This window comes from Brevundimonas sp. T2-11 (assembly GCF_055397675.1).
Window position 1 is genome coordinate 783,764 of the sequence record NZ_AP027920.1, and the last position, 22,096, is coordinate 805,859.

The following is a 22,096-nucleotide window of genomic DNA, read 5'->3' on the forward strand; positions in this document are numbered from 1 at the left end:
CGGCGTTATCCCGAATGCCCTGGAGGTCGCCTGCGACGAAATCGGTCGCAGGCGCGTCAGGGCGATGTGAACGGTGTGCCGAACTCTGCGCCGGGTGCGCCGGACCGTATCCAGGCCGCGAGAGCGTCAAGGGTTTGCGCAGGCTCCCGACGCAGGGCGCATTCCCACACCGTGGCGACCCGCCATCCTTCTTCCTCGAGGGCGACCCGAACGGCAGCGTCTCGCTCCAGGTTGCGCTCGAACTTCTCTCTCCAGAAATCCGGACGAGTCGCTGGCGTGGTGGCGTATCGGCATCCCGGATGACGATGCCAGAAGCAGCCATGGACGAAGACGGCGGCCTTCCAGCGAGGCAGGACGAGATCGGGGCGGCCCCTCAGCGCTCGGGCGTGGAGCCTGAACCTGAATCCTGCCGCATGCAGATGTCGCCGGACCAGCAGCTCCGGACGCGTGTCGGCGCCGCGGATGCCTGACATCATCCTGGAACGGGTTGCAGGATCGACAATGTCTGCCATGCGTGACTTTGACGGTGGTGGTGAGGGCCGGTCCTGGTAGATAGGGGCTCGAATCGGTCGAGGACAGGGTGAGGCGCATGCCGCAGGCATTTCAGGTTGTGGACCTCTTTGCGGGCCCCGGTGGCCTGGCCGAAGGGTTTTCTGGCTTTGCGGATGAGAGTGGCCATCGTCCGTTCGACGTGACGGTGTCTGTCGAGAAGGAGAAGTCGGCTCACCGGACACTGCAGCTCCGGGCCTTCCTGCGGCAGTTCGATGAATTCCCGGACGAATATTATGCGGCTCTGAATGCCGGTGCGGGCATGCCCGACTGGTCGCAATCTCACGCCGGCGAGTGGGAGACGGCGCTCGGGGAAGCTCTCCGTCTGGAGCTGGGCACGGATCAGGCCAGAAGGGTTCTCGACCAGCGCATCGACGAACTTCTGCGGCTTGATGTGCCCACAGTCGTGATCGGAGGGCCTCCTTGTCAGGCCTACTCCCTGGTCGGTCGTTCCCGAAACATGGGCAAGGCTGACTATGTGCCCGCCGAGGATCACCGGCACTTTCTCTATCGCGAGTACATAAGGATCCTGAACCGCCTCCGGCCGGCCGCCTTCGTGATGGAAAACGTCAAGGGCATGCTGTCGTCGTCGATCGACGGTCAGAGGATCTTCGATCAGGTTCTCCTGGACCTGCGTGGTGCAGCCGGTGAAGGCTCCTATGTCCTGTTCGCCATCGGTCACGGACTATCGGGGGGGATGATTCTTCGCACGCCCGGGGAAGCAGCCGACTTCATCGTTCGCGCGGAGAGCTTCGGCGTGCCGCAGGCACGACACAGGGTTATCGTGATCGGTGTCAGGAGCGACCTGGCCGCTGGACTGCGCCCTTCGGGCGCAGTCGTCGGCGCGCCCGCTGCCGCCACGGTTCGCAGCGTTCTTGAAGGCATGCCCGCTCTCAGGAGCGGTCTCAGCCGCGCAGATGATCCCGCAGCATGGCGAGCAACGGCGCTCACGCAGATTTCCAGGGTGGCAGACGCCTTGTCCGATTGCACGGCGACTTCTCCTGACCTGCTGGAGAGCGCTCGTCGGCATCTTGCTGTATTCGAGGGACGCAACAGCACCCTGCCGCGCAGCAGCAGGGAGCGGCCGGCGGCGATGTCCGACGACCATCGGGCGCTTGCGGACTGGATCGAGGATGACCGCCTCGAGGTGCTGCTCAACCACGCCACGCGCGGTCACATGGACGAGGACCTGGCGCGGTACTTCTTCAGTGCTGTCTTCACGGGTGTCATGGGGCGTGCGCCCAAGGCGGCGGAGTTTCCTGTCGCGCTCGCGCCGGATCACGCCAACTGGTCGACGGGGAAGTTCGCGGACCGGTTCAGGACGCAGGCCTGGGATCGGGTGTCGACGACGGTCACAAGTCACATCTCCAAGGACGGCCACTACTTCATCCATCCTGATCCGGCGCAGTGCCGCTCGCTGACCGTAAGGGAGGCGGCAAGACTCCAGACCTTCCCGGACAACTATCTGTTCCTGGGAAACCGTACCGAGCAGTATGTTCAGGTCGGCAACGCCGTACCTCCCTTCCTTGCCCGTCAGATCGCGCAGGTTCTCTGGGGCGCTCTTGAAAGCTAGCCGCAATGCCATGTGGATGCCTCGCGAAGGGGGCGTTCCGGCTGTTGCCAGAGGAGTTCTCTGCCACCATACCGCTTCCCGTTCGCCTGCTGGGGATTCCATTCCGCTTCGCAATCGGACAAGGTGGAACATCCGGCGAACGACCTGTGCACGCCAAGGGGCCACGAAGGATCGAGATGACGTTCGAAGCCGACAGCGATGATCGCCTTTACATGCGGCGGGGCGTCAACGCGCCCTGGTACCGCGCGCGCGAGCTCAGCGCCGAGGAACGCGAGCGCTTCCGCCAGATCAGCGAGGCGTCGCGAACGGCGAAGGCGCTCGCCGTCTCAGGCGCCACGACGTCGGTCCATCCCATCCCGAAGGCCCGCCTCGATCCGTCCGAACTAATGCCCGTCATGCCGTCCAACGGTCTGAACGCGCTGAGTCTCTTTGCTGGCGGGGGAGGGCTCGACATCGGGTTCGAACGCGCCGGGTACGCTCACGTCGCTTCCTACGACATCCTCGAGATGGCGGGCGAGGTATTGCGGGCCGCGAGGCCGCATTGGGTGGTCCACTCCGGACTGGCGGGGGATGTCACCAAGGTCGACTGGAGCACCTATCGTGGAAAGGTCGACGTGCTTCACGGAGGCCCGCCCTGCCAGCCCTTCAGTCATGCCGGCCGACAGAAAGGTGCGGACGACGTTCGTGACATGGTGCCGGAGATGGTTCGTGCGGTGCTCGGCGTCAGACCGCGTGCGTTCGTTCTGGAGAACGTCGCCGGTCTGAGGTCAGCGAAGTTCTCCGACTACGTCGAAAACACGATCCTCCTGCCGCTTCGCAAGTTCTACACCGTGACCAGCTTCGTCCTCGAGGCGGCCGATTTCGGGGTGCCGCAGCGACGCAAGCGGGTCTTCTTTGTCGGTTTCGCCAGGGGAGACGAAGCGGCTCGTTTCCAGCAACCCGCCGCTACCCATGCCCTTCTCGGGGGAGAGAATCTGGGCAAGACACATGGCGCTCGTGCAGCATTGGGGCTTCCTGACACTGGCGTGGACGGTCTTGCTCCGACCCTGCGCAGCGGGCTGACGGGTCCCAGGCACACGACGAGCGTGGTGAACAGTGCGACTGCAGCGCGGCACTGGGCAGAGCTCGGGATCTGGCCCAATGGCGTTGCGAAGGACCGGGTCGCCGCCGCTCAGTTTCCGGCGCGTGACAATGCGTTCCGGCTTTCGGTGGCCGACTGCATGATCCTTCAGGGCTTCCCGGCTGACTGGCCGCTTGTGGGCGGGGCCGTTTACAAGTCTCTGGGCCTGATCGGAAATTCGGTCGCACCGCCCATGGGCTATGCCGTGGCGAACGCCGTGGCCGATGCGCTTACGTCGGATTGACCGCAATCCATGACCTGACGAGCTTTCGCAGTTCTTCCGCGTAGTTGGACGTGATGGTTGGCCATTGCGCCAGGTATGCCGGAGGAACGTGCGGATTGTTCAGTGTGGAGCCTCGCTCAACGACGTAGCGCAGGCGAGCCTTGAAGATCACCAGCATCCTCTCCGGAGAGAAGTGCGGCTCGCCGCCCAGCGCCTCGTCATATTGCGCCCTGGTGTACTGTTTCTTGTGAAGCTTCTGGGCGTCTGCCAGCGAGTAGGCGTCCTTCCTGCCTATCACCGCGTACATGTCTTCAAGCGTGAGGCGCTCCGACGCCAGCTTGGAGAGCTCGAAATCGGGCCGTATGTACTCCCACTTTTCGTCGATCCAGGGCTTCATGGCTTCCGGCGAGCCGTAGCGGCACAAGGTAAGCTCGCTTCCGGAGTGGAAACTGACGATCCAGTGCTTGCTCCGCCACTTCTCGATATGGTCGCGGCCGAAATCCCGAACAGTTGTAAGGCCGCCCTTGCCGGTTGTGACCGACTTGAGCTCGAATTCCAGTTCATGGCCGTCAATCTTCAGGATCGCATCGACACCATGACGGGTGCGATTTTCCGGCCTCTCCAGATTGAAGAGATCGATGAGCCGGTTTTCTCTAACGTCGTCCTGAGCCGCCAATTCTCGTCCCTCCAGTTACGCCTCTCCTAGCGTGGCGGTTGCCGGGGAGTCATTTGGAAAGTGCGGTCTGGCAGTGCGCGTCGTGAAAGCAGCCGGCCCTTGGTGCGGAGCTGGTCCGGACAGGGTCTCGCGCTGCGCGAGATCCGGGGGAACAGGATCCATCACGAGTAAACAGCAGGCCCGGTGACTGATTAAGAGGGCAAGATAAAAGAGGGTGTGTTCGCTTCGCTTTGTCCTTTGGTTTCCACTCTCTAGCGAGCGCGCCGACCGGTTCTGCGACTTGTGACGACTTGCGGCGGTCGACGACGTTCGTGCACTCCCTGGGAGGGGTCGTCATGACCGTCCGCAGCGCCATCGAAGACCGCATGTCCGCCCTGTCCGGCGCGGAGGGGGAGGGCCTTCATGTTCGACTGGCGATGAACCCGAAGCGGGACGGCTCGGTGCGCGCCTCCCTGCTGAAGCGGCTCTCGTCGTCGATGCGCTTCAGCTACGGCGGCAAGACAGGGGCGCTGAAGACGGCCGCCAGGCGATCTGGCAGCGCCTTCCGTGTGGACGTACGCCAGCGGGTCATCGTCAAGGCCCTGGTGTCGCGCCACATGGGCAAGGGGGCGGCGCGAGGCGCGGCGCTCGCCGCCCATGTCCGTTATCTCTGTCGTGAGGGCGCCGGCCACGAGGGGGAGGCGGGGACCTTCTTCGACCGGCAGGTCGATGTCGTGGACGGGGCGGAACGTACGAGAGGCTGGGCGGAGCATCGCCACCACTTCCGCTTCATCGTCTCGCCGGAACATGGCGACCGTATCGCTGACCTGCAGGATTATGTGCGCGACGTCATGGGGCGGGTATGCGCCGACCTCGGCGAGCCGGAGCTGCCGTGGATGGCGGTCTGTCACTTCGACACGGACCAGCCCCACGCCCATGTCCTGATGCCGGGCAGGCGCGCGGATGGGCGCGACCTGGTCATTCCCCGCGACTACGTTGCCTACGGCTTTCGGGCGCGGGCCCAGGAGACGGCGCAGGAGCGGCTGGGCGACCTGTCACGTATCGACGCCGAGCGCCGCGTCTGGCGCGAAACCCAGAGGGACGGCTTCACCGGCTTCGACCGGCGACTGCTGGTCTCAATGGACGGGGAGGGGATGGTCGGCGACGCCGTGGGCGGCCGGAACGCCTGGGCGGCGCTGACACGCGGCCGGCTGGCGCATCTGGAGGCCTTAAGCCTGGTCGAGCGTCAGGGGCGACGTTTCAAACTCGATGAAGACCTGGAGGGAAAGCTGCGGCGGCTGCAGATCTCGAAGGACATCATCCGCACCCTCAATGAGCGTCGGCTGGAGACCGGCCAGACCGCTGGGGTCCTCAGGGAGGGCAGGGTCAGCGGGCAGGTGATGAAGGCGGGCTTCCACGATGAGCTCGGCGTCTCGCCCTTCGTCGTGGTGATGGATGCACAGGGCCTGGAGCGCTACGCGCGCATGGCGGTCGGAGCGGCCCTGCCGTCGGTCGGCGCCCGGGCGACGCTGGGCATGGACGCGCGCGGCTTGGCGCAGGTCATCCCGGGCATGGGAAGAAGCGGAAGCGGCCTAGGGCTGTAGCTCGAACTCACGCCGCTCAGAGGCGGGCGTCATCTCTATGGCGCGGCGCTCCAGTCGCCGGCGCGCCGGGGCTGGCTTGAGGATGATCGCAGGGCGGACAACTGGCTGCGGGCCCAGTCATGGAGCTTCTGGCGCGGATAGTAGGGTGTGCGGCCCAGATGCATGCAGGGCGGGCCGTCGGATCGGGTGCTGAAAATCTTGGCCAGGGTGGCCGGAGAGCGACGGATGCCCATGCGCAGCAGTTCGGTGGACGCCTCCTTGCGGGTCAGCAGAAGGTCTTCAGTCTCTTCAAGGTAAAGGCCGGTCATTGCGGGCGCTCCTTTGTGAGGCGCTATCCGGCGATCATGATTCACGGGACGTCAATGACGCCTTTCGGCGCTGATCACGGAGCGGGCCCGTTTCAGGAATGTGCATGGAGCTTCAGCGCGTTTCACCTGCTCCGACGTCATCACGGCGACTCTCGCGAACGTGACCCCTGATCGGGGGCGAGAGGGAGGGAAGGCGAGGGCGATGAAGGCGAGCAGGGTGACGATCGGAGGTCAACTTCACCCGGCAATCAGGCTGCGCCCTTGTATGGCGTGGCCGTATCGGGGAGACTCTCGCCATGGCCAAGGCGCTCAAATCACTACCGGAAGCGAAACGCAGGGAGCTCGACCGCGCGGTCGAGATTCTGACGACCTCGTTTGCCGAGGCCGTCTCGACGCGCAAGGCCGACCGTCTGAAGAACGGCCGTATCCTCAAGATCATCCTGTTCGGCAGCTATGCGCGCGGCGACTGGGTTGAAGATCCGGTTGGACGTTACTTCTCCGACTTCGACCTTCTGGTCGTGGTCGATCATGAGGATCTGACGGACAGCGACTTCTGGCGTCAGGCCGAGCAGCGGCTGCTGTCGGCGACCGTGTCGGGCCAGAACCTGCGCACGCCGGTCAGCGTCATCGTTCACAGCCTGGACGACGTGAACCATCAGTTGGAGCGCGGGCGGTACTTCTTCATCGACATCGTGCGCGACGGTGTGGTGCTGCTGGACACGCCGGGCGTCGAGTTCGTGGAGCCGACGCCGCTGGCGCCGGAGACGGCGTTGGAGGAGGCGAGGACGCAATACGACGATTGGTTTCCGAGTGCTGAGCGGGCTTTGAAAGGCGCGCGCTTCTATATCGATGAAGGGGAGGGCGACTATAATGATGCAGCCTTCTTGCTCCATCAGGCGGCAGAACGACTCTACCACTGCGTCCTGATCGTTCTGACGCTCTACTCGCCTAAATCGCATAAGATCATCGCCTTGCGGCGACTGGCTGAGCCGCTTGTGCCGCAGTTGGCGGACGTGTGGCCAGGCGCGACCAAGTTCGAGCGGCGGGCCTTCGAGCTCCTGCGCGCCGCCTATGTGAAGGCGCGCTATTCGCGGCACTACAAGATTACGCGTGAAGAGCTGGATTGGCTGGCAGTGCGGATCGAGTTCCTGAAGGGCGTCGTGCGCGAGACGTGCGAGGCGCATCTCGCCAGTACGGCTGAGGCGGCCAAAACCTAGCTTAGTCTTGGTAAGGTCTGGGTGGCGCCAACAGCGGACGTTGACCCGCGGCCGAGAAGCGGACGTTCAGGGTCGGTTGAATTGAGGGTCGGCTCCCGACCCGTTGCGGACATTGCCAGCCTCAGTGAGACTGCCCCGATGAAACGTCTCATCATCACGGCAGCGGCCGTGCTATCGGGCTGTTCACCAGCGACGCATACCTACATTGTTCAAACCCAAAACGCTGACAGTCCGATTGTGTTTGCTGCGGTTTCAGTGTGCCGACAACCGACCTGGCTTCTGGAGCAATCAGGAACCCGCTTCACCGGGGCTAACCGCCACCCTTGTGAGGGAGTGGGGTTCATCCGGCTGACTCATCAGGACGGAACGATGACTGACTGCCAAGTGGGACACGTGACCATAACTGATCAAACCTTCGCTTATAAAATCAGCGGTCGGTCGTGCGAACCGCAACTCTGAAGGTCCGCTTCCCACCTTTAGCGGTCCTTCCGAGAGTCGGTCTCGGGACGAACTGCCCATTGGAATGGCCAGATGTCGTCTTTTCGCCGACCACATCCTACGCATGTTCTTGGTGTCGGAAGCCAAGCTGGTCGAGAAGGGCAAGGATCTCGCCCGCGAACACGCGGTCACCCTCCCGGTCAGCGCGGTCGCCGGCGGCGCCAAACACATCCCGAACTGCTCGGCGCCCTGATCGATGTCCTGCTCAAATGGCTGCAGCTGGCTGTGGGCCGCTTCTAACCGCTTGAAGGTTTTCGCATGATCCGCATCGGCGCCGCGCCGCCCCCAAAAATCCTGTCATCCCCCTTCGTGCGGCGACGCCGCAGGGAGATGCTGGAGTTTCTCCGCAGGCCCAGCACCGAGCGGCGCCAGCGACGACCTCCGGTCGCCGAGGAGCTCTTCTTCAAGGGCGAGCTTCACGACGCCGTCGCGGATCGGTGTCGCCACAAATGCGTCTTCTGTGAAACCGACGAAATCCAGCCCCATGTAGAGCACTTCAGGCCCGTTCGGGTCCGCGACCCCTTCGATAGGTCGGACGCCGCCCATGACCACTATGCCTGGCTGGCCTATGAGTGGGACAACCTCATCTATGTCTGCGACTACTGCCAGCGGGCGCGAGCTGATCGTCTGCCCCTGACGACTGAACGTGCGCCCTATATGGCGAGGCTCGCTGAGGTCCGTCGGGTCGAGAAAACCATCCTGATCGATCCTTATCGCGAGACGCCCGAGCGCCACTTTGAGTTTCTGTTCGACGGCCGATGCCAGCCTCTGACGGCAAGGGCGAACGAGACGATAACCCTGCTCGAGCTCGACAGCGCGCGCCTGGTCCATCTCAGAAGCGAAAGCCTGGCCGCCATGGCCGTCGATGTAAAACATTGGGCTGACACGGGCATGGCCAGTCACCTCTTCGACGCCTTCAGGCCCGAGACGCCCTTCCTCGGGGCCCGACTGAACGTCTTGAAGCGTGCGCTCCATGAACTGCCGATCGTCGCCCCCCTGCTTGAGAAGCCGCTGAGGACCCTCCCTGGCCGGATGATCGGCTATTTCGCCGGGCGTGGCGTCAGCCCGAGCGATCTGGTCCGCGAGTTCGGCAACCTCCGGAGCGAGGACGAATCCCGGACCATCGAGCGCGACCGCTGGCCCTCGCGAACACCTACCCAAGTGGCTCAGGCGGCACGTCGCCGCCAAGACAGGCCCTCGCCGCGATACATCGAGCAGATCACGCTCGACAATCTCAAGGGGGTCAGACACCTGAATATCAAACTGGGTCCGGCGAAACGAACTCGCCGCAGCGCACCCTGCCTGATGCTGCTGGGAGAGAACGCGACCGGAAAGTCGACGCTCCTCCAAGGCGTGGCCCTCGCCCTACTCGGTTCAGAACAGAGCCGCCGACTTCGGCTGGACTTCAGCGAATTCCTTCCGGACGACGCCTTGAGCCTCGATGGGTCAGGCGGGTCGCCCAGCGCGTTCGCGCGTGTTCGCTTCAGGTACGGCGACGGGGAGGCCGCCTTCGCCGTGGATGGCGGCACGGCCACCCTGTTCGGCGACATCTCCCCATCCGCTCTCGTGCTCGGCTACGGGCCCCGTCGGTTCTTCGATCGCAACAAGTCCGAGACCAGCCTTCACCCCTTCGCCGCCGTCAGGACGCTGTTCGATCCGCTCGCGACCCTTCCCTATCCCGGCGGCTGGCTGAACGGTTTGGAAGCCGAACGCTTCAATGCGATGGCGCGAGGCCTTCGCCCCATCCTTGCCCTCGCCGAGACCGATCAGCTGGTCAGAGACAGCGGCCTCGTCTCCGTGACCGTCGAAGATCGCGCAGTTCCCGTCGAGCAGCTCAGTGACGGCTACCGGTCGATGTTCGCCTTGGCGGCCGACATCTTCCGCCACCTGCTGGATCATTTCGACGATCTCGAAAGCGCGCACGCGATCGTGTTGATCGACGAGATCGAGACCCATCTTCACCCTCGCTGGAAGATGCAGGTGATGCGGGCCTTCCGACGCGCCCTACCCAATGTCCAGTTTATCGTCACCACCCACGATCCGTTGTGCCTGAGAGGCATGGAGGATGGGGAAGTTTTCGTGTTCCAACGCGACGAGCGAGGAGAAATCTCGGTGCTCGACGACCTGCCCAGCCTGAAGGGCATGCGCGCCGAACAGCTGCTGACGTCCGACTATTTCGGCCTCTCGAGCACCATCGACCCCGAGACGGAACTGGATATGGCGCGTCTTGCCGGTGCAGTGGCGGATCGGCCGGAAGACCCCGAAGTCGATGACATGGTCGCCAGGCTGACGCTTGGTGACAGCGCAGCGGAACAGGTCATTCACGAGGCCCTCAGGCGCTTTCTCGACACCCGCGAAAAGGCGTCTGGTCCCCTGAGAACAGACATCCGCAGGTCGACCGTTGAACAGATCTACCAAGCCCTTTCCCAACCGCTTCCGTTGGAACAGGACGACGACAGCGAGCCCGGGACGGCGCCGGCATGATCTACGCCAAACGTCCCAAAACAGCGCCGGCCTCCCTCAGCGCCGCTGCCGCCACCGACGAGATGAAGAAGGCGACGACCTACTATAAGGGGTGGAAAAAGGGCGCGACGGCCTACACATTCAAACAGTATCGCGCCTGGGACGTCTCGGATGCGCTGCGAAAGCTTTTCCACGGTAAGTGCGCCTATTGCGAACGGCGCATCGAGAAAGGCACCCGCGAGGTCGAGCACTACCGTCCCAAAGGCGGCAACGAGGATCCGAACCATCCCGGCTACTGGTGGCTGGCGCACAGCTGGACCAATCTGCTGCCGACCTGCGCCCCGTGCAACAAAGGCCTTCACCAGCATGTCGTGACGCTGAACATGACCGTGGCGGACGTCGAGGCCTTGCAGGCGATCAAGCCGTCGAAGCTCTGGGGCAAGGCCAACAGCTTCCCGGTCGGCGCCGCGCGACTTCAGGCGAGCTCGGAAGACCACGAACGCGAACAACCGCACCTCATTGACCCGACGCGGACGAAGCCTGACGCCCACCTCACATGGAATCACCATACCGACTACAGCATCGTGACCCCCAGATCGGAGGGCGGCCAGCCGTCGATCGAGGGTGCCGAAACCATTCGATGCCTGGCTCTGAACCGGGTCGGCTTGGTCGAAGGACGCACCGCCGCCCTTGATATCCTGAAAGGGCAACGCAAGCGTATAAGGGACAGTTTGAACGAAACCGTCGGCATGAGCGCTCGTGAACAAGCGCTCGCCGTCAAGTTCATCCTGGCCGGCCTGGAAGATATGCGTCTGCATTGCAGTGCGGACAAAGAATACGCCGCCATGGCGACGGCGTTCTTGATCGAGTTCCGGGAAGAGGTGAGCCAGTGGCTGGCCGTTCACCGAACGCCCGATCCTCGCTGAAACTTCGCCGCTCCAACAACTGCTGCCTGCCGTGAACCGTGGCGTTTCTGCTGTTCCGCCCTTGCCTGCCTTTGGGCCGGACCGGCAAGCCGGACGAGATCGGCGGCCTGGTCTCCTGGCTCGCCGGTCCCGACGCCGGCTACATGACAGGCGCCAGCCTGACGATCGACGGTGGCTGGACGGCCTAGGGATGAGCGCGCGATCGTCGATTCAAACTGGTCGACGATCGCGCCGCCCCTGGCCGTAGCGGATAGGCGAGGACTGTTCCGCGCCAGCAGCGGACATAGACTCGCATCCTGAAAGCGGACGCTAGCTCGGCGCTGCGAGCTGCTGTCCGAAGTCGTCTAGGAATGGCCATCGCGACAGCCTAGATTGCGCAACCTTGGGGGCCGGGGGCGACCGAAGCGACGGGCCGGTTTGAGAGAAGAATAGACCGCATGACGGACACGACTGAGCCTGGCTATGACGACGTTGAGGGCGTAGACGCATTCGATGGCGGGTGGGGTGACTATCCGCTCGATGCAGTGTTCGTTCGCACGGAACCCCGCAACGTCGGGGATGTGGTGGAGCGAATCGATCGTAAGCGGTTCATCCTCGATCCGGATTTTCAGCGTGATTTCGTTTGGCCAGTGCCGAAGCAGTCCAAGCTGATCGAGAGCGCAATCATGAGGATTCCGCTCCCGGTCTTCTACGTGGCCGAAGCACCTGATGGGCGTATCATTGTGGTCGACGGCCTGCAGCGTCTGACGACATTTTACCGCTTCATGCGCAATCAGTTTCGGCTCAGTGGCCTCGGCCAGCCTGGGAAGGAGCACCCCCTCGACGGAAAGCTGTTTAAGGATCTGTCCGTCGCCCTCCAGGAGCGGGTCGCTGACACCCCCCTGACAATGTATATCTTGGACGCTAAGGCTCCGGAGCGCGCCAAGCTCGACATCTTTGAACGCGTCAACAGCGGCGAACCGCTGACCCGACAGCAAATGAGGAACGCGCTCTACAACGGCGCGGCCACCACGTGGCTCAAGGATGCGGTGAACGGCCCCGAGTTTCGCAGGGCGACCGGCATGTCGCTGAATCCCAAGACGATGCGTGATCGCGAAGCGGTTAATCGATACGTCGCATTTCGGCTTCTGGGCGTCTCGCAATACCGGGGGGATATGGATGCCTTCTTAGCCATGGGGCTCTCAGCTCTCTCTGATGCGACGGAAGCGGAGCGACACTTACTCCGTACAGAATTCGATCGCGCGATGTCGCTGTGCTCGGACCTTTTCGGAGAGCACGCATTCCGCAAGTCTCTCACCAACGGACCTCACGCCACGCGAAGCGTCATTAACATCTCGCTGTTCGAGGTCTGCGCGGCGACGATGGCCGAGCTCGGCATCCTCGCCCAGAATCAGGAACAATACCTGCTCGAGACCATCACTGGGCTGATCGGAGATCTGAAGTTCTCCAATGCGATCACCTACTCCACCAACAGCACGAGCCAAGTCCGAACCCGGTTTGGCATCATGAACGAGGTCATCGAGGATATGCCGGAGGCTGAATGGTGAGCTCGCGTACACTCCAGTCCATTGGGGTCCAAGGCTTCAAATGCTTCGACGACCTACGCCTTGACCTAGGCGACCTGACTTTGATGACCGGCTTCAATGGAAGCGGCAAGTCTACCGCGCTGCAGAGCTTGCTGCTTATCGCACAAGCGTTGCGGGACGGGCGGGGAACCGCGCTGCCGCTTAACGGTCCCCTAGTCCGGCTGGGCACGGCCGGCGATGTCGTCCCGGCGATCTCCAGACGCCCAATGGCGTTCGAGGCGATCGGCCCCAACGGCGCAATCAGTCTGAGTCCATCAATCGTGGCTGGTGAACGCAATTTGCCGCTGGCGATCGAAGGCGCTCTGGCGGTGGATGGCGTGCTCGGAACTCTGCTAGCCCAGCTCACCTATCTAGCAGCGGTGCGGGTCGGCGCCGCGGACGCCTATCCGATACCGGAACAGACCGATTGGCCAGACATTGGCCACGACGGCCGGTTTGCGCCTTACTGGTTCGAGCGACGGGCCGACGAGGATGTCGATCCTCGCCGATGCTTCCCCGGTCTTGAAGGAAATTTCCGTAAGCAGGTGGACGCTTGGCTCAGCTATCTGTTCCCGGGAGCGGAGGCCAATGTCCAGAATGTCGCCGCCTTGTCCCAGATGAGCCTACAGTTCCGTCTCGAGTCTCTCGGATCGTGGAGGCGCCCCTCCAACATTGGATACGGCCTGTCCTACGCCTTTCCGTTGATCGTAGCCTTGCTGACGGTGCCGCACGGGGGGGTGGTGGTGATCGACAGTCCCGAAGCGCACCTCCATCCCTTTGGTCAGTCCCAGATGGGGCGGCTGCTGGCGAGGTTTGCGGCCGCCGGAGTACAGGTTATCGTCGAGACGCACAGCGATCACCTGCTGAACGGTGCCCGTCTCGCCGTGCGGGAATCTGTTCTTTCGTCAGAGGCGCTTCGGATTCACTTCTTCAACGGCGCGACCGAAGAGGGGCATGGCGTAAGCCAGCCGGCCGTTGGCGCAGGCGGGGAAATCTACGAATGGCCCAATGGGTTCTTCGACCAAGGTGAAAAGGACTTGTCGCGCCTAGCGGGTTGGGCGTGAGGGATGCGCTTTTACCTGAATGAGGCGTCCGTGAACGGTCAGTTCCGGAACGAGGACCACTTCAAGGAAGAGCTCGAGAACGTCATGAAGGCCCGCGCCCGGTCGCCCTCACTGGGGGCGATGCGGACTACGCCACGCCTCGCCGACCGGCTCGTGCTTGAAGGGCGCACCTTTCGCGAGGTGCTCCAGAGCTGGAAAGGGCAAGATCTGGCGCGCTCCGTGCTGGCTTGGGTCGGACGCAATGGCCCCTTTCTCGAAAGCGACCGTTTGGCCGAGGATCAAGACCTATTCCAGTGCCTCGGAGTCGAAGTGACGGATGGTGGTCTTGGAGAGGCGGCGCGTCGGCAGAAAGCTGCGGAAGCGGTGGCCTCGCTGAGCTTCGCCCGGGGCGAGCCTGAGTTCGCTGTTTCGCCCCTCTTCGTCGTGCACGGATTTGAAGATGAACCGCTCGCGGTTTATCCGATCGCGAACTTTTGGGACCCCGACAAAGCGGTGGCCGCCACCGTCGCCAGGGCTGCGCCGGCGACAAACTGGCGGGAGATGGTTGAGACGGCCCGCATAGCTTTTCCGGCGCTGCAGTTCCCGGACGCACTGCTCACGGACCGCCGCCTCGCGAGGGAGCCTTTCGACCCGATTGTTCGCGATCGTTTTTACGCCCTGATGCAGATCCTCGAAGCCTACATGCGCAGCCGCGATACGAAGGGCATTGAGACACCGGCGTCCCAAGCTCTGCTGGCGGAACATTTCCAGGGTGGACGGGCGCCGTTCTCGCCGGAATCTGGATCGAACCAGATTGCCTATCGTACCGACATGACGTTCGCCGATCCGGACGGGGAAGGCACGATCTTCGCGCACTGGCATGGAAAGATCAGCCACCGGTTCTACAGGGTTCACTTCCAATGGCCCGTGACGGCGGACACGAAGCACCTGAAGGTCCTCTACGTTGGGCCGAAGATCACTAAGTGACAGATTGAAAGTCGGCCCCTACCTGGATGATCTTACTCTCTTTTGGTCCGGCCTGCGCCATGAGAGGACTTTGGCTGCCTCCAGGATTTGGACTTTCAAACTCGGCCGCGTACTTCATCCAGCAGGGTTCAATATCCGGTAGGCTCAGCCTGCCCCAAAGGGAGTAAGACTACTAAGTGTCGGCCTTGGCAGAGCCCTTGGGCCGAGGCTGCAACTCGGCGTCCAGGCGGTTCCACGCAGGGACTTTCCGCAGGATTGCGAGCCAATAGCGCTTCTCCGTGCGGGTGTTTCCCCATCGGAGATATCCGCACTTTATATCAACAGTCTTCCGCGGCGTGTTGAGTAAGACAGCTTCGGCCAACATCCGCGCTGTCACAGCGTTGGGATCGTCAAACATCCATTTCATTATCGTCATGAGTTGGCGGCTGATTGTCGGCGGCTCCTTGCCCTTCATTGCATCGAGAATGTCGCCTTCGCGCCAAACGACAAGGACACCGTGATCAAGACGGCAACCTGACGTGAACTTAGGAAGCTTGGACTTAGCTGGCCGCGCGGCGTTGAGAAAGTCTCCGTCTATGTCTCGGATACGCAACGCGTCTTTGCCAATGCCGCCGGCCATAGTCTTGGCCATCTTCTTGAACTTCACCTCAAGAACCGCCCAATCTCCGGTTTTTGGATTGGCGAAAACAAAATCGATCCGCTTGGAATCCCCGCGCTGGCTTGGCCTTCGCGGAAACGGAAACTCTCGCTCTACGTGGTAACCGTTGGCTTCAGCAATCTCGCGGATCGGCTCGTAAAGGGTGCTTTCCTCATGATGCCGGACCTTGCGGCGCATGTCTTCATATGTGAGCCATCCAGCGAGGCCGGATGCTATAGTTGGAAGGATTTTCATGACGCCCGCTAACTGTGGCCATTAGTAGCGAAACTTAGCGTTGCGGAGCTTCGCTCACTACCCATTCCCCGACGGTCAATAGCGGCCGGCACCCACGCGCCACGAGTGGACATTCCATCAGGCTTGAAACACGACATTAAGCATGCCGCTCGAATCGCCCCGACCGCAACCGAGGTCAGGTTCGCAAGATCGTACCGGTCAGCATAGCGACGTTGCTCTGACGGACACCGTTGCTCGAAAGCTCAGAGACGAAATTAGTGTGCTGAATGCTGGCGCTCCGTAACATTTGGCACCTCATTCAAAGCACTCTGCGGAGCGCCGCTCCCGGGAGGTGAGCGAGGCATCGTTTGATCTCGCGTCACTCGGCGGCGATTTGGATCGACGCATGGTCCGATTTCGGTGCCAAGAACTCATGCGACTTGAGCCGATCGATAAACTTTTGCTCCCAACGAGGCGGAGGCGCCGCGGTGTCAAGAAACGCGTTTCCCACCGCCAGCAGGTAGTCTTCTTCGGGGATATTGAGCTGGGGGGAGGTTCGATACTGCTCGAACGGCGTGACAGGGCTCGAGGAGAGCTCCAGCAGCATGTCCAGGCTGCAGGCCCGTCCCTTCTTGCGCCATGGATCGAGCTCGTTTTCCGATTGGATGATTGTGAAGGCGACCGGGTGGAACCCCGCTGATTTGAGCGCCGCAAACAGATTGATCCAGGCGGCGGGCTCTCGATTGGCATAGCTGAACACCAGACGGCCATCGGCGGACAGCACACGTCGCAACTCGGAGAAGATGGACGTGAGGACCCGACGATAGCGCCGATGCTTAGCGATCGTCGACGCATGGGGAATGGCCACGGCAGAGCCGCCGAACCGGGCGGCGATCAGACGAGACCAGGCGCGGAAGGGAAGCGATAAATCCGAATACTGGACGTCGTCGTGATATGGCGGGTCCGTCAGGATGAGGTCCACCTCGCCATCGCCGAGGGCGAGTTTGTCCGAACTCCCGCAGACGACGGCGGCCCGTTGAGACGTGTCCGACATTCCCGCTGCGGCCAGCCAGCGCGCCGCCCGTTCGAAAGACGCCAGCCGTTGCAGGGTCGTGCCGCGGCCCACCCGCCCAACTCCGAGGACATGAGGCTCCACGGTGAGCGTCGTGAAGTTGAAACGATGTGACGCCATCGCCTCGAAGGCCTTGAGATAGAATCGGTCCCAACGCGACAGATGACCCGCCATCTCAACGGACCCGATAACGGCCATGACCACGGATTCACGGATGGATTTGTCGTTGAAGAGAGAGGAGCAGAGGGCCAGCAGCTTCTCAATGACCACTTGTTGGCGACGCGGGTAGAGATCGTTCCAGGTCTGGAAGCCGTGCCGGGTCAACACGCGGGTTTCAGGGCCGTTCGGGATGGCGCTCAACCGGCGGCGGGGCCGCCAGCGGTCATGGTCGGCTTGGGCCACCTCGGCGGCCGTCGGCTCATCCAACTCCCGGCGCAGGCCATCGCTCCGCTCGACCAAGACGACCTCCCAGCGATGGGGCTTGCCTTCGCAGCGGTCGGCCAGGGCCTCCACCGTGCCGCATTCTGGGCAGACAACCTCGCGCCCGACGAGATAGGCGTCGGTCGGATTGACCGTCTCTGCGCAAACGGGGCAGGCTTGGACACCCTCCGACGTCCCGGAGAAAAGGTGTCCGTTGCGGCAAGCTAGTCGCGCGGTTGCCCCGCCCCGATCCCGGCGCCGGTCAAGAGTCACCAGTGCAAAAGGAAAGAGGCGGTGATCGTGACCGCAATGGCCGCAACGGCTTCGCATGACCCGGATCGTTTGGCTGATCTGGGCCGGCTCTCCAGAGCTGAAGCAGGTCTGGTAAGCTTGGCGGCAAATATCCTTGGCCGCAGTAGCGAGCGCCGTCTTCGCCTCGGCCAAGGTGTTCGCCGGAGGCAGGTTCAGCATCGCCCCCAGGCCGCGGGCCGCCCACGGATCAAGATCCTGCGCGTAGATCCGGTGCCCGCGCTTGAGGACGCTTAGCGGGATCACGCCGCCGCCCGCGAAAGGGTCAAGCACGAGGAGCGGTCGCTCGCGGCGGAGCACCTTGGCCGCACTTTCGACGATCGCGCCATTTATCGCGTCGGTACGCCTCGCCCACCATCGGTAAATGCTCACCGGGGGTAGGACAGCTTCACGCTTGCGGGTCTCAGCGCGTGAGAGGCAGCCGATCTTCTCACGATCCAGCGATGCTAGAATACTAGGCTGGGCCATTTTCAAGGTCGGGAAAATCAGAGACCAGATCGTGGTCGTCGAGAAATACACGAGCGGTCGTCCACTCGCTTCTGCCCCCGAGATCGTCCGGGAGATGCGCCCTCAGCAGAGATCCATCGCACCAGCCGACGATTTGATTCTGGTTATTGACGTCCAGTTGGCAAACGATGGCCCCCCATCCCGATTTTCCGATCCCGATCCCGATATCGGTGCGTGTGATGTTCATTGCCAATCGCGACAGGCCTCGATGTCCAGCCAGCACCCGCAGGCGCCAGCATTCTCCCCGGATTGTCGGGCAGACGATATCGTAACCGAGTTGTTCCTCGCTGGCGACGCGAAGAATGCGGTCTCCGAGATCTGGACGTCCGAAGGTGATTAGACGCCGCCGACATTCTTCCAGAACAGAGGCCACTGCCGCTTCCACGACATCGATCCCGAAGTTTCCCATGAGCCGGCGGCCTACGCAGAGTATCATGGCCTCGCGTCTGTGGGGGTCGGCGATCGCGTCGCAGAGCGACTTCCAGTCGGCGTCCGGGATGACATCGACGTTTAAGGCGGCGCCGACGGTGGCGCCGGCGACCCATATAGGCGGCGCGCGGGAGAGAAGGAGAAAGGCCAGCGAGGCGATCCCCTCGTTGTTCGAGAGGGCGCCGACGCCTTTTAAGACTTCGACGGCTTGCCAGCGATCATCCTTGCGAGTCAGCAGGCCCCCGATCGTCAGAAGCTTGGTCGCTGCAGTGAGATGATCCACGCGCACAAGGCCTCCGCTGGCCATGTGCTCAAACGACACGATCAGGTCCTGATCATCGACGCCGTCAGCGCTCACGAGCCTCGCCACTTCCAGTGCTACGCTGAGTTCGAAGCGGCTCGGCATGCGTTCTAACGAACGGGCCGTCACCGCGCCTCGTCCCCGGCGTTCCTTAGATGCTCCAAGAGCGCGGCGATGTCGCCCTGATTGTCGAACGGCGAACCGTAGTCCTCTTCGTCTGGCAGCGCCATTTCCTCGACAGCCGGATCGTCGAGGATTTGTCCTAGTCGGGACGCCTTCTCCTTGATCCTGCGGTTCACCACCTCATCAACTGTGCCGACGGTCTCAAGGAAAGTCACAGTGGGCGATTGGTGGGGCTCTAGGCCGAGGCGGTGAATTCGATCAAGGCTCTGAAGGTACTGGCCAGCGTTGAACGTCCGATCCACATAAACCGCGTCCTGGCATTCGCGGTGTAGGCTGATGCCCTCGCTCATGGCGGCAGGGTTGGCGAGCAAGACCATGCAGCCGGACGCCCGGTCCCGGAACCGGGCGATCTCATCCTCACGGAGACGCCCGGCGTTCGGCGACGTCACCCGCGACGGCACGCCGCCGTGAACCGTCGCGGGCTTATAGCGCGAGAGCATCTTCTCGAGCGTCGAGATGTTCTTGACGAAGTTCGTCCAGACAAGGGTCTTGCGGCCTTGGTCGGCGTTGGCTCGAACGATGTTAGCGAGCGCGAGGAATTTCGGCGGCGTTTCATAGAGCGCGTAGCGGCTCACAAGTTCCCGGAGCCGGCTGTCAGCCTGAACCTCGATCGGCGGGTGTCGGAACTCCGGCGGATCGAATTCGGAGGAGCCGGCCGCAAGCAATTGGGGGTTGGACGCGGCCTCGAGAAGGTACATCACTACCTGGCCCATGCGGGCGAAGTCCATCTCTTCTCGTCTGGTGAGGTTCAACTCGCCTGCGTAGTCGTGGCAAAGCGCAGAGTAGATCTCCTTCTGGACCCCTGTCAGCGGTATCGGCTGAACTGAGAAGGTTACCTTAGGAAGGTTCAGATCGTGCTTGGTGGTGCGCACAAAAAGGGGCGCAATGGCGGCCGCGACCTTGTCGCCCGCCAGATCGGATTGGCCGCGAAGAAAGAGGTCATCCGGCAGGATCGTGCGCGCCTGACTGGGCCATGCGAAATCGAACAAGGCTTCGAGATCCTTGAACCCCTGAGGTGCCGGCGTGCCGGTGAGCACGTCCCGGCGCGCCGCTAGATAGGATAGGCTCAGGCAAGCGCGCCCCCACTCGCCGGACCAGCCGCGCTTGGCCCGGTGCGCCTCATCCAGGACAATGTGAGTCGGCTTGGACGTCACCCACTTGGCCAGCGCACTGTAACTCTCCGGACTGGCGAGCCGATGGTAGTTGGTCAGGACAATCTCGATCGCCGGCGAGATCGCGCCTCCGCTGTAGGCCTGGATGACGGGAGGCTCATCCTCGAAACACAGGGCGGCCTCGGTCGTCCACGCTTCGAATGCGGAGAGCGGCGCCACCACTAGCAGGCGTTGGACGCGTCCCGCATGCCTCTCAGCCTCATAGAGCGCGAGCGTGACCGTAGTCTTGCCGGCTCCAGGGACCGAAAAGTTGGCGGCGTTCGGCAGAGCCAGCAGCCGTGACAGATCGCGGCGCTGGAAATCACGGAGTTCGCGCGTGAAGCGCGTTCCCGACAGCCGGGCGGACACGTCTTCTCGCCGTTCCGGTTCGGCGGAGGCTTGGCCCAATGCGGCGCGTTCGCTGCCGCTCCGGGTTACTAGATCCCGGGTCACCTCATCGAGATCCAGGCCCACATGGTGCTGTATGCAGGCGCCGTGCACCCAGCTCAATCGCGACAGAAACCGGTCGACCGAGACCGTTACCTGCTCGCCTGAGCGCTGACCGGATGACCCCCATTCCACGAGCAGCCTGTCCCAGAAAACCTGCGGGACATTGCGTCTGCGCCGCACATTGACGGCCGAAAGATCGCGCCCCGTCCTGAGCTGAATTTCTCCAGGCTCCGTCATTCTCCGCTGGGGTCCATCGTCTGTTCCAGGGCCGCCATGGCACCCGCCAGTTCGATGCGGGCCAGATCGAACTGGTCCTGTTTGAACTCGCTGTGGTGCCGGACGTCCTGATAGGCTTCCGTCGCCCGTCGAATGTATTTGGCCGCCTGCTCGAGCAGCCGCCTAGGTCGGTCCTGGGCGGTTCCGTTCTGACGATCGACCCGAGCGTCTCCCGCCGCGACGCTGACCGCGTCCAGAAGTTCGGCGACGATAGGCCCCCGTTCCGCGACGACGTCGGCTCCGTCCGTCGCCTTCCATTGGATCGTATCCTGCGTGTGCGACTCGGCGAGCTTCACCATGAGCGGCTCCAGATCCAGCGCATGCGCCGGCGGAGTCGCCGCCACAGCCGCGAAGGCGTCGAGCCCCTTCAATTCGGGCGCGGGAGCGACGTCGGCCTGAAGCAATTGTTCCAGTCGGCCGGCGAAGTTGGGCTTCTCCTCGAGATAGGGCAGCAGGTATTTACGCGCGAAGGTCTGATCGACCTCTCGGAGATCCCGGTAGAATGCACCGACCAGCATGCCCAGAATGCGACTGTGTTTAAGGAGGTCGGCTGACGCGTCGTCCTTCTTGTTCAGTTTTTCTAGCTCCACGTCGAGATCGATCATGGACTGACGCTTGTCGTCGACCCATGTCAGCGGAAGCCGACTTGCGCTGACATCCTGCAACTGGCGAATGATCGCCAGGATTCGCACGTGGCGCTGGACGGTCTTCACCCCTTCCTTGAGCGAGCTGGCGTCACTGCTTGACGCCCAGTTCATGTCGAGCGCGACCCGCTCGTCGCTATGCCCGTATGTGCCCAAAAGTTCGGATATGAAGAGGAGTTGGTTGGAGAACGAATACGGCTGGCGGAAGTCTTCCTGCAGCTGAAGGCGAAGCTCAAGGGCATCGATTTCCTTCTGCTGGGCGTCTGAGGGCAGGATCGCAACGCGAATGTAGTCCATGCCGTTGTCGCGCAGGGCCACGCATCGCGTGTTGGCGTTCACCAGCAGACCGCGATGAGTCGCGATTCCGTATTCTCGTTGTTGAACCTCTTTCAGGTTTTCGCGAAGCACATCGAAGCCTTCAGTCGCTCGGAGAAGGTTCGCGATGATCGCCTGCGCCTCCTCTCCGTAGGGTTCGGCGAAGACAAGCTCGCGCTTGGCGTGAGACTCCAACTGAGAGCGGATGCGGTGGCTTCGCGGATTGAGCAGAACAGATTCCACAGGCAACTCCACCACTGGGGACGTGTGAAATCCAGTTTTCCAGGCAAAACGGGCTTGCTCGTTGCCCGGCTTGTCCGCAGCGGCAAGGTGCTGCGCGATCAGTTCCGCGCGCTCGTTATTGTCGGGCTGCGCCATGTCCGTCCCCAATGCGACGCCACGATTCGCTGGCGTCTCAACCCACCTTTACAAGACAG

General features: G+C 62.7%; 18 protein-coding genes and 1 pseudogene. 11 read left to right on the forward strand and 8 right to left on the reverse strand.

Annotated features, from left to right (window positions below; translation table 11 throughout):
- Window positions 1-56: 56 nt before the first annotated feature.
- Complete coding sequence (locus ACZ5XO_RS03840) at window positions 57-602, reverse strand: very short patch repair endonuclease (protein ID WP_464164000.1); 546 nt, start codon at window positions 600-602, stop codon at window positions 57-59.
- On the opposite strand from ACZ5XO_RS03840, the gene ACZ5XO_RS03845 reads away from it, so the two are divergent.
- Both ACZ5XO_RS03845 and ACZ5XO_RS03850 read left to right on the forward strand, forming a co-directional pair.
- The gene (locus tag ACZ5XO_RS03845; protein ID WP_464164001.1) at window positions 590-2,122 is read left to right on the forward strand and encodes a DNA cytosine methyltransferase; all 1,533 of its coding nucleotides are present in this window, start codon (window positions 590-592) and stop codon (window positions 2,120-2,122) included. The two genes, ACZ5XO_RS03840 and ACZ5XO_RS03845, sit on opposite strands and share 13 nt — an antisense overlap.
- Before the next feature lie 176 nt (window positions 2,123-2,298).
- On the forward strand, window positions 2,299-3,486 hold the full coding sequence (locus tag ACZ5XO_RS03850; RefSeq protein WP_223850950.1) for a DNA cytosine methyltransferase: 1,188 nt from the start codon (window positions 2,299-2,301) through the stop codon (window positions 3,484-3,486).
- Here ACZ5XO_RS03850 and ACZ5XO_RS03855 read toward each other — a convergent pair.
- Window positions 3,473-4,141, reverse strand: coding sequence for a PDDEXK family nuclease (locus ACZ5XO_RS03855; RefSeq protein WP_464164002.1), 669 nt, complete (start codon window positions 4,139-4,141; stop codon window positions 3,473-3,475). The two genes, ACZ5XO_RS03850 and ACZ5XO_RS03855, sit on opposite strands and share 14 nt — an antisense overlap.
- 335 nt (window positions 4,142-4,476) lie before the next feature.
- Between ACZ5XO_RS03855 and ACZ5XO_RS03860 the strand changes: the two genes are divergently transcribed.
- Window positions 4,477-5,724, forward strand: coding sequence for a DUF3363 domain-containing protein (locus ACZ5XO_RS03860; RefSeq protein WP_464164003.1), 1,248 nt, complete (start codon window positions 4,477-4,479; stop codon window positions 5,722-5,724).
- A 35-nt stretch (window positions 5,725-5,759) separates the two neighbouring features.
- Here the strand turns inward: ACZ5XO_RS03860 and ACZ5XO_RS03865 are convergent, their stop codons facing one another.
- Window positions 5,760-6,032, reverse strand: coding sequence for a hypothetical protein (locus ACZ5XO_RS03865; RefSeq protein WP_464164004.1), 273 nt, complete (start codon window positions 6,030-6,032; stop codon window positions 5,760-5,762).
- 296 nt (window positions 6,033-6,328) lie between these two features.
- On the opposite strand from ACZ5XO_RS03865, the gene ACZ5XO_RS03870 reads away from it, so the two are divergent.
- The 8 genes and pseudogenes from ACZ5XO_RS03870 (at window position 6,329) to ACZ5XO_RS03905 (ending at window position 14,731) form a co-directional block, all read left to right on the forward strand.
- Entirely contained in the window at window positions 6,329-7,249 is a 921-nt protein-coding gene (locus ACZ5XO_RS03870) for a HEPN domain-containing protein (RefSeq protein ID WP_464164005.1), read from the forward strand.
- Between the two features lie 756 nt (window positions 7,250-8,005).
- Window positions 8,006-10,231 carry an AAA family ATPase gene (locus ACZ5XO_RS03875; protein WP_464164006.1) on the forward strand — a complete coding sequence of 742 codons (2,226 nt, stop codon included), beginning with the start codon at window positions 8,006-8,008 and terminating at the stop codon, window positions 10,229-10,231.
- The gene (locus ACZ5XO_RS03880; protein WP_464164007.1) at window positions 10,228-11,136 is read left to right on the forward strand and encodes an HNH endonuclease family protein; all 909 of its coding nucleotides are present in this window, start codon (window positions 10,228-10,230) and stop codon (window positions 11,134-11,136) included. The genes ACZ5XO_RS03875 and ACZ5XO_RS03880 overlap by 4 nt, the downstream gene beginning before the upstream one ends.
- Before the next feature lie 38 nt (window positions 11,137-11,174).
- A complete protein-coding gene (locus tag ACZ5XO_RS03885) occupies window positions 11,175-11,324 on the forward strand; it encodes an SDR family oxidoreductase (RefSeq protein ID WP_464164008.1) in 150 nt (49 codons plus the stop codon).
- Window positions 11,325-11,573: 249 nt separating this feature from the next.
- Window positions 11,574-12,683: a DUF262 domain-containing protein gene (locus ACZ5XO_RS03890; protein WP_464164009.1), complete on the forward strand. Its 1,110-nt coding sequence runs from the start codon at window positions 11,574-11,576 to the stop codon at window positions 12,681-12,683.
- Window positions 12,677-12,766: pseudogene (locus ACZ5XO_RS03895) on the forward strand (hypothetical protein); the annotation flags it as partial. The gene ACZ5XO_RS03890 and the pseudogene ACZ5XO_RS03895, both read left to right, overlap by 7 nt.
- Window positions 12,767-13,765, forward strand: a complete 999-nt coding sequence (locus ACZ5XO_RS03900) for an AAA family ATPase (protein ID WP_464164852.1) — start codon at window positions 12,767-12,769, stop codon at window positions 13,763-13,765.
- 30 nt (window positions 13,766-13,795) lie between these two features.
- Entirely contained in the window at window positions 13,796-14,731 is a 936-nt protein-coding gene (locus ACZ5XO_RS03905) for a hypothetical protein (protein WP_464164010.1), read from the forward strand.
- A 172-nt stretch (window positions 14,732-14,903) separates the two neighbouring features.
- Here the strand turns inward: ACZ5XO_RS03905 and ACZ5XO_RS03910 are convergent, their stop codons facing one another.
- The 5 genes from ACZ5XO_RS03910 to ACZ5XO_RS03930 all read right to left on the reverse strand — a co-directional run bounded on the left by ACZ5XO_RS03910 (window position 14,904) and on the right by ACZ5XO_RS03930 (window position 22,037).
- A complete protein-coding gene (locus ACZ5XO_RS03910) occupies window positions 14,904-15,566 on the reverse strand; it encodes a hypothetical protein (protein ID WP_464164011.1) in 663 nt (220 codons plus the stop codon).
- Window positions 15,567-15,981: 415 nt separating this feature from the next.
- On the reverse strand, window positions 15,982-17,922 hold the full coding sequence (locus ACZ5XO_RS03915; protein ID WP_464164012.1) for a hypothetical protein: 1,941 nt from the start codon (window positions 17,920-17,922) through the stop codon (window positions 15,982-15,984).
- Complete coding sequence (locus ACZ5XO_RS03920) at window positions 17,858-18,769, reverse strand: hypothetical protein (RefSeq protein ID WP_464164013.1); 912 nt, start codon at window positions 18,767-18,769, stop codon at window positions 17,858-17,860. Before ACZ5XO_RS03920 ends, ACZ5XO_RS03915 begins: the two co-directional genes overlap by 65 nt.
- Window positions 18,766-20,661, reverse strand: a complete 1,896-nt coding sequence (locus tag ACZ5XO_RS03925) for a DEAD/DEAH box helicase (protein WP_464164014.1) — start codon at window positions 20,659-20,661, stop codon at window positions 18,766-18,768. The genes ACZ5XO_RS03920 and ACZ5XO_RS03925 overlap by 4 nt, the downstream gene beginning before the upstream one ends.
- A complete protein-coding gene (locus ACZ5XO_RS03930) occupies window positions 20,658-22,037 on the reverse strand; it encodes a hypothetical protein (RefSeq protein WP_464164015.1) in 1,380 nt (459 codons plus the stop codon). Before ACZ5XO_RS03930 ends, ACZ5XO_RS03925 begins: the two co-directional genes overlap by 4 nt.
- Between the last annotated feature and the right edge of the window lie 59 nt (window positions 22,038-22,096).

What these genes read in the sequence shown, in the direction of transcription:
- ACZ5XO_RS03880 (WP_464164007.1), top strand. Translation starts at nt 10,228, where the DNA reads ATGATCTACGCCAAACGTCCCAAAACAGCGCCGGCCTCCCTCAGCGCC.
- ACZ5XO_RS03930 (WP_464164015.1), bottom strand. Translation starts at nt 22,037, where the DNA reads ATGGCGCAGCCCGACAATAACGAGCGCGCGGAACTGATCGCGCAGCAC.
- ACZ5XO_RS03860 (WP_464164003.1), top strand. Translation starts at nt 4,477, where the DNA reads ATGACCGTCCGCAGCGCCATCGAAGACCGCATGTCCGCCCTGTCCGGC.
- ACZ5XO_RS03845 (WP_464164001.1), top strand. Translation starts at nt 590, where the DNA reads ATGCCGCAGGCATTTCAGGTTGTGGACCTCTTTGCGGGCCCCGGTGGC.
- ACZ5XO_RS03910 (WP_464164011.1), bottom strand. Translation starts at nt 15,566, where the DNA reads ATGCGCCGCAAGGTCCGGCATCATGAGGAAAGCACCCTTTACGAGCCG.
- ACZ5XO_RS03850 (WP_223850950.1), top strand. Translation starts at nt 2,299, where the DNA reads ATGACGTTCGAAGCCGACAGCGATGATCGCCTTTACATGCGGCGGGGC.
- ACZ5XO_RS03840 (WP_464164000.1), bottom strand. Translation starts at nt 602, where the DNA reads ATGCCTGCGGCATGCGCCTCACCCTGTCCTCGACCGATTCGAGCCCCT.
- ACZ5XO_RS03925 (WP_464164014.1), bottom strand. Translation starts at nt 20,661, where the DNA reads ATGACGGAGCCTGGAGAAATTCAGCTCAGGACGGGGCGCGATCTTTCG.
- ACZ5XO_RS03870 (WP_464164005.1), top strand. Translation starts at nt 6,329, where the DNA reads ATGGCCAAGGCGCTCAAATCACTACCGGAAGCGAAACGCAGGGAGCTC.
- ACZ5XO_RS03875 (WP_464164006.1), top strand. Translation starts at nt 8,006, where the DNA reads ATGATCCGCATCGGCGCCGCGCCGCCCCCAAAAATCCTGTCATCCCCC.
- ACZ5XO_RS03890 (WP_464164009.1), top strand. Translation starts at nt 11,574, where the DNA reads ATGACGGACACGACTGAGCCTGGCTATGACGACGTTGAGGGCGTAGAC.
- ACZ5XO_RS03900 (WP_464164852.1), top strand. Translation starts at nt 12,767, where the DNA reads ATGACCGGCTTCAATGGAAGCGGCAAGTCTACCGCGCTGCAGAGCTTG.
- ACZ5XO_RS03865 (WP_464164004.1), bottom strand. Translation starts at nt 6,032, where the DNA reads ATGACCGGCCTTTACCTTGAAGAGACTGAAGACCTTCTGCTGACCCGC.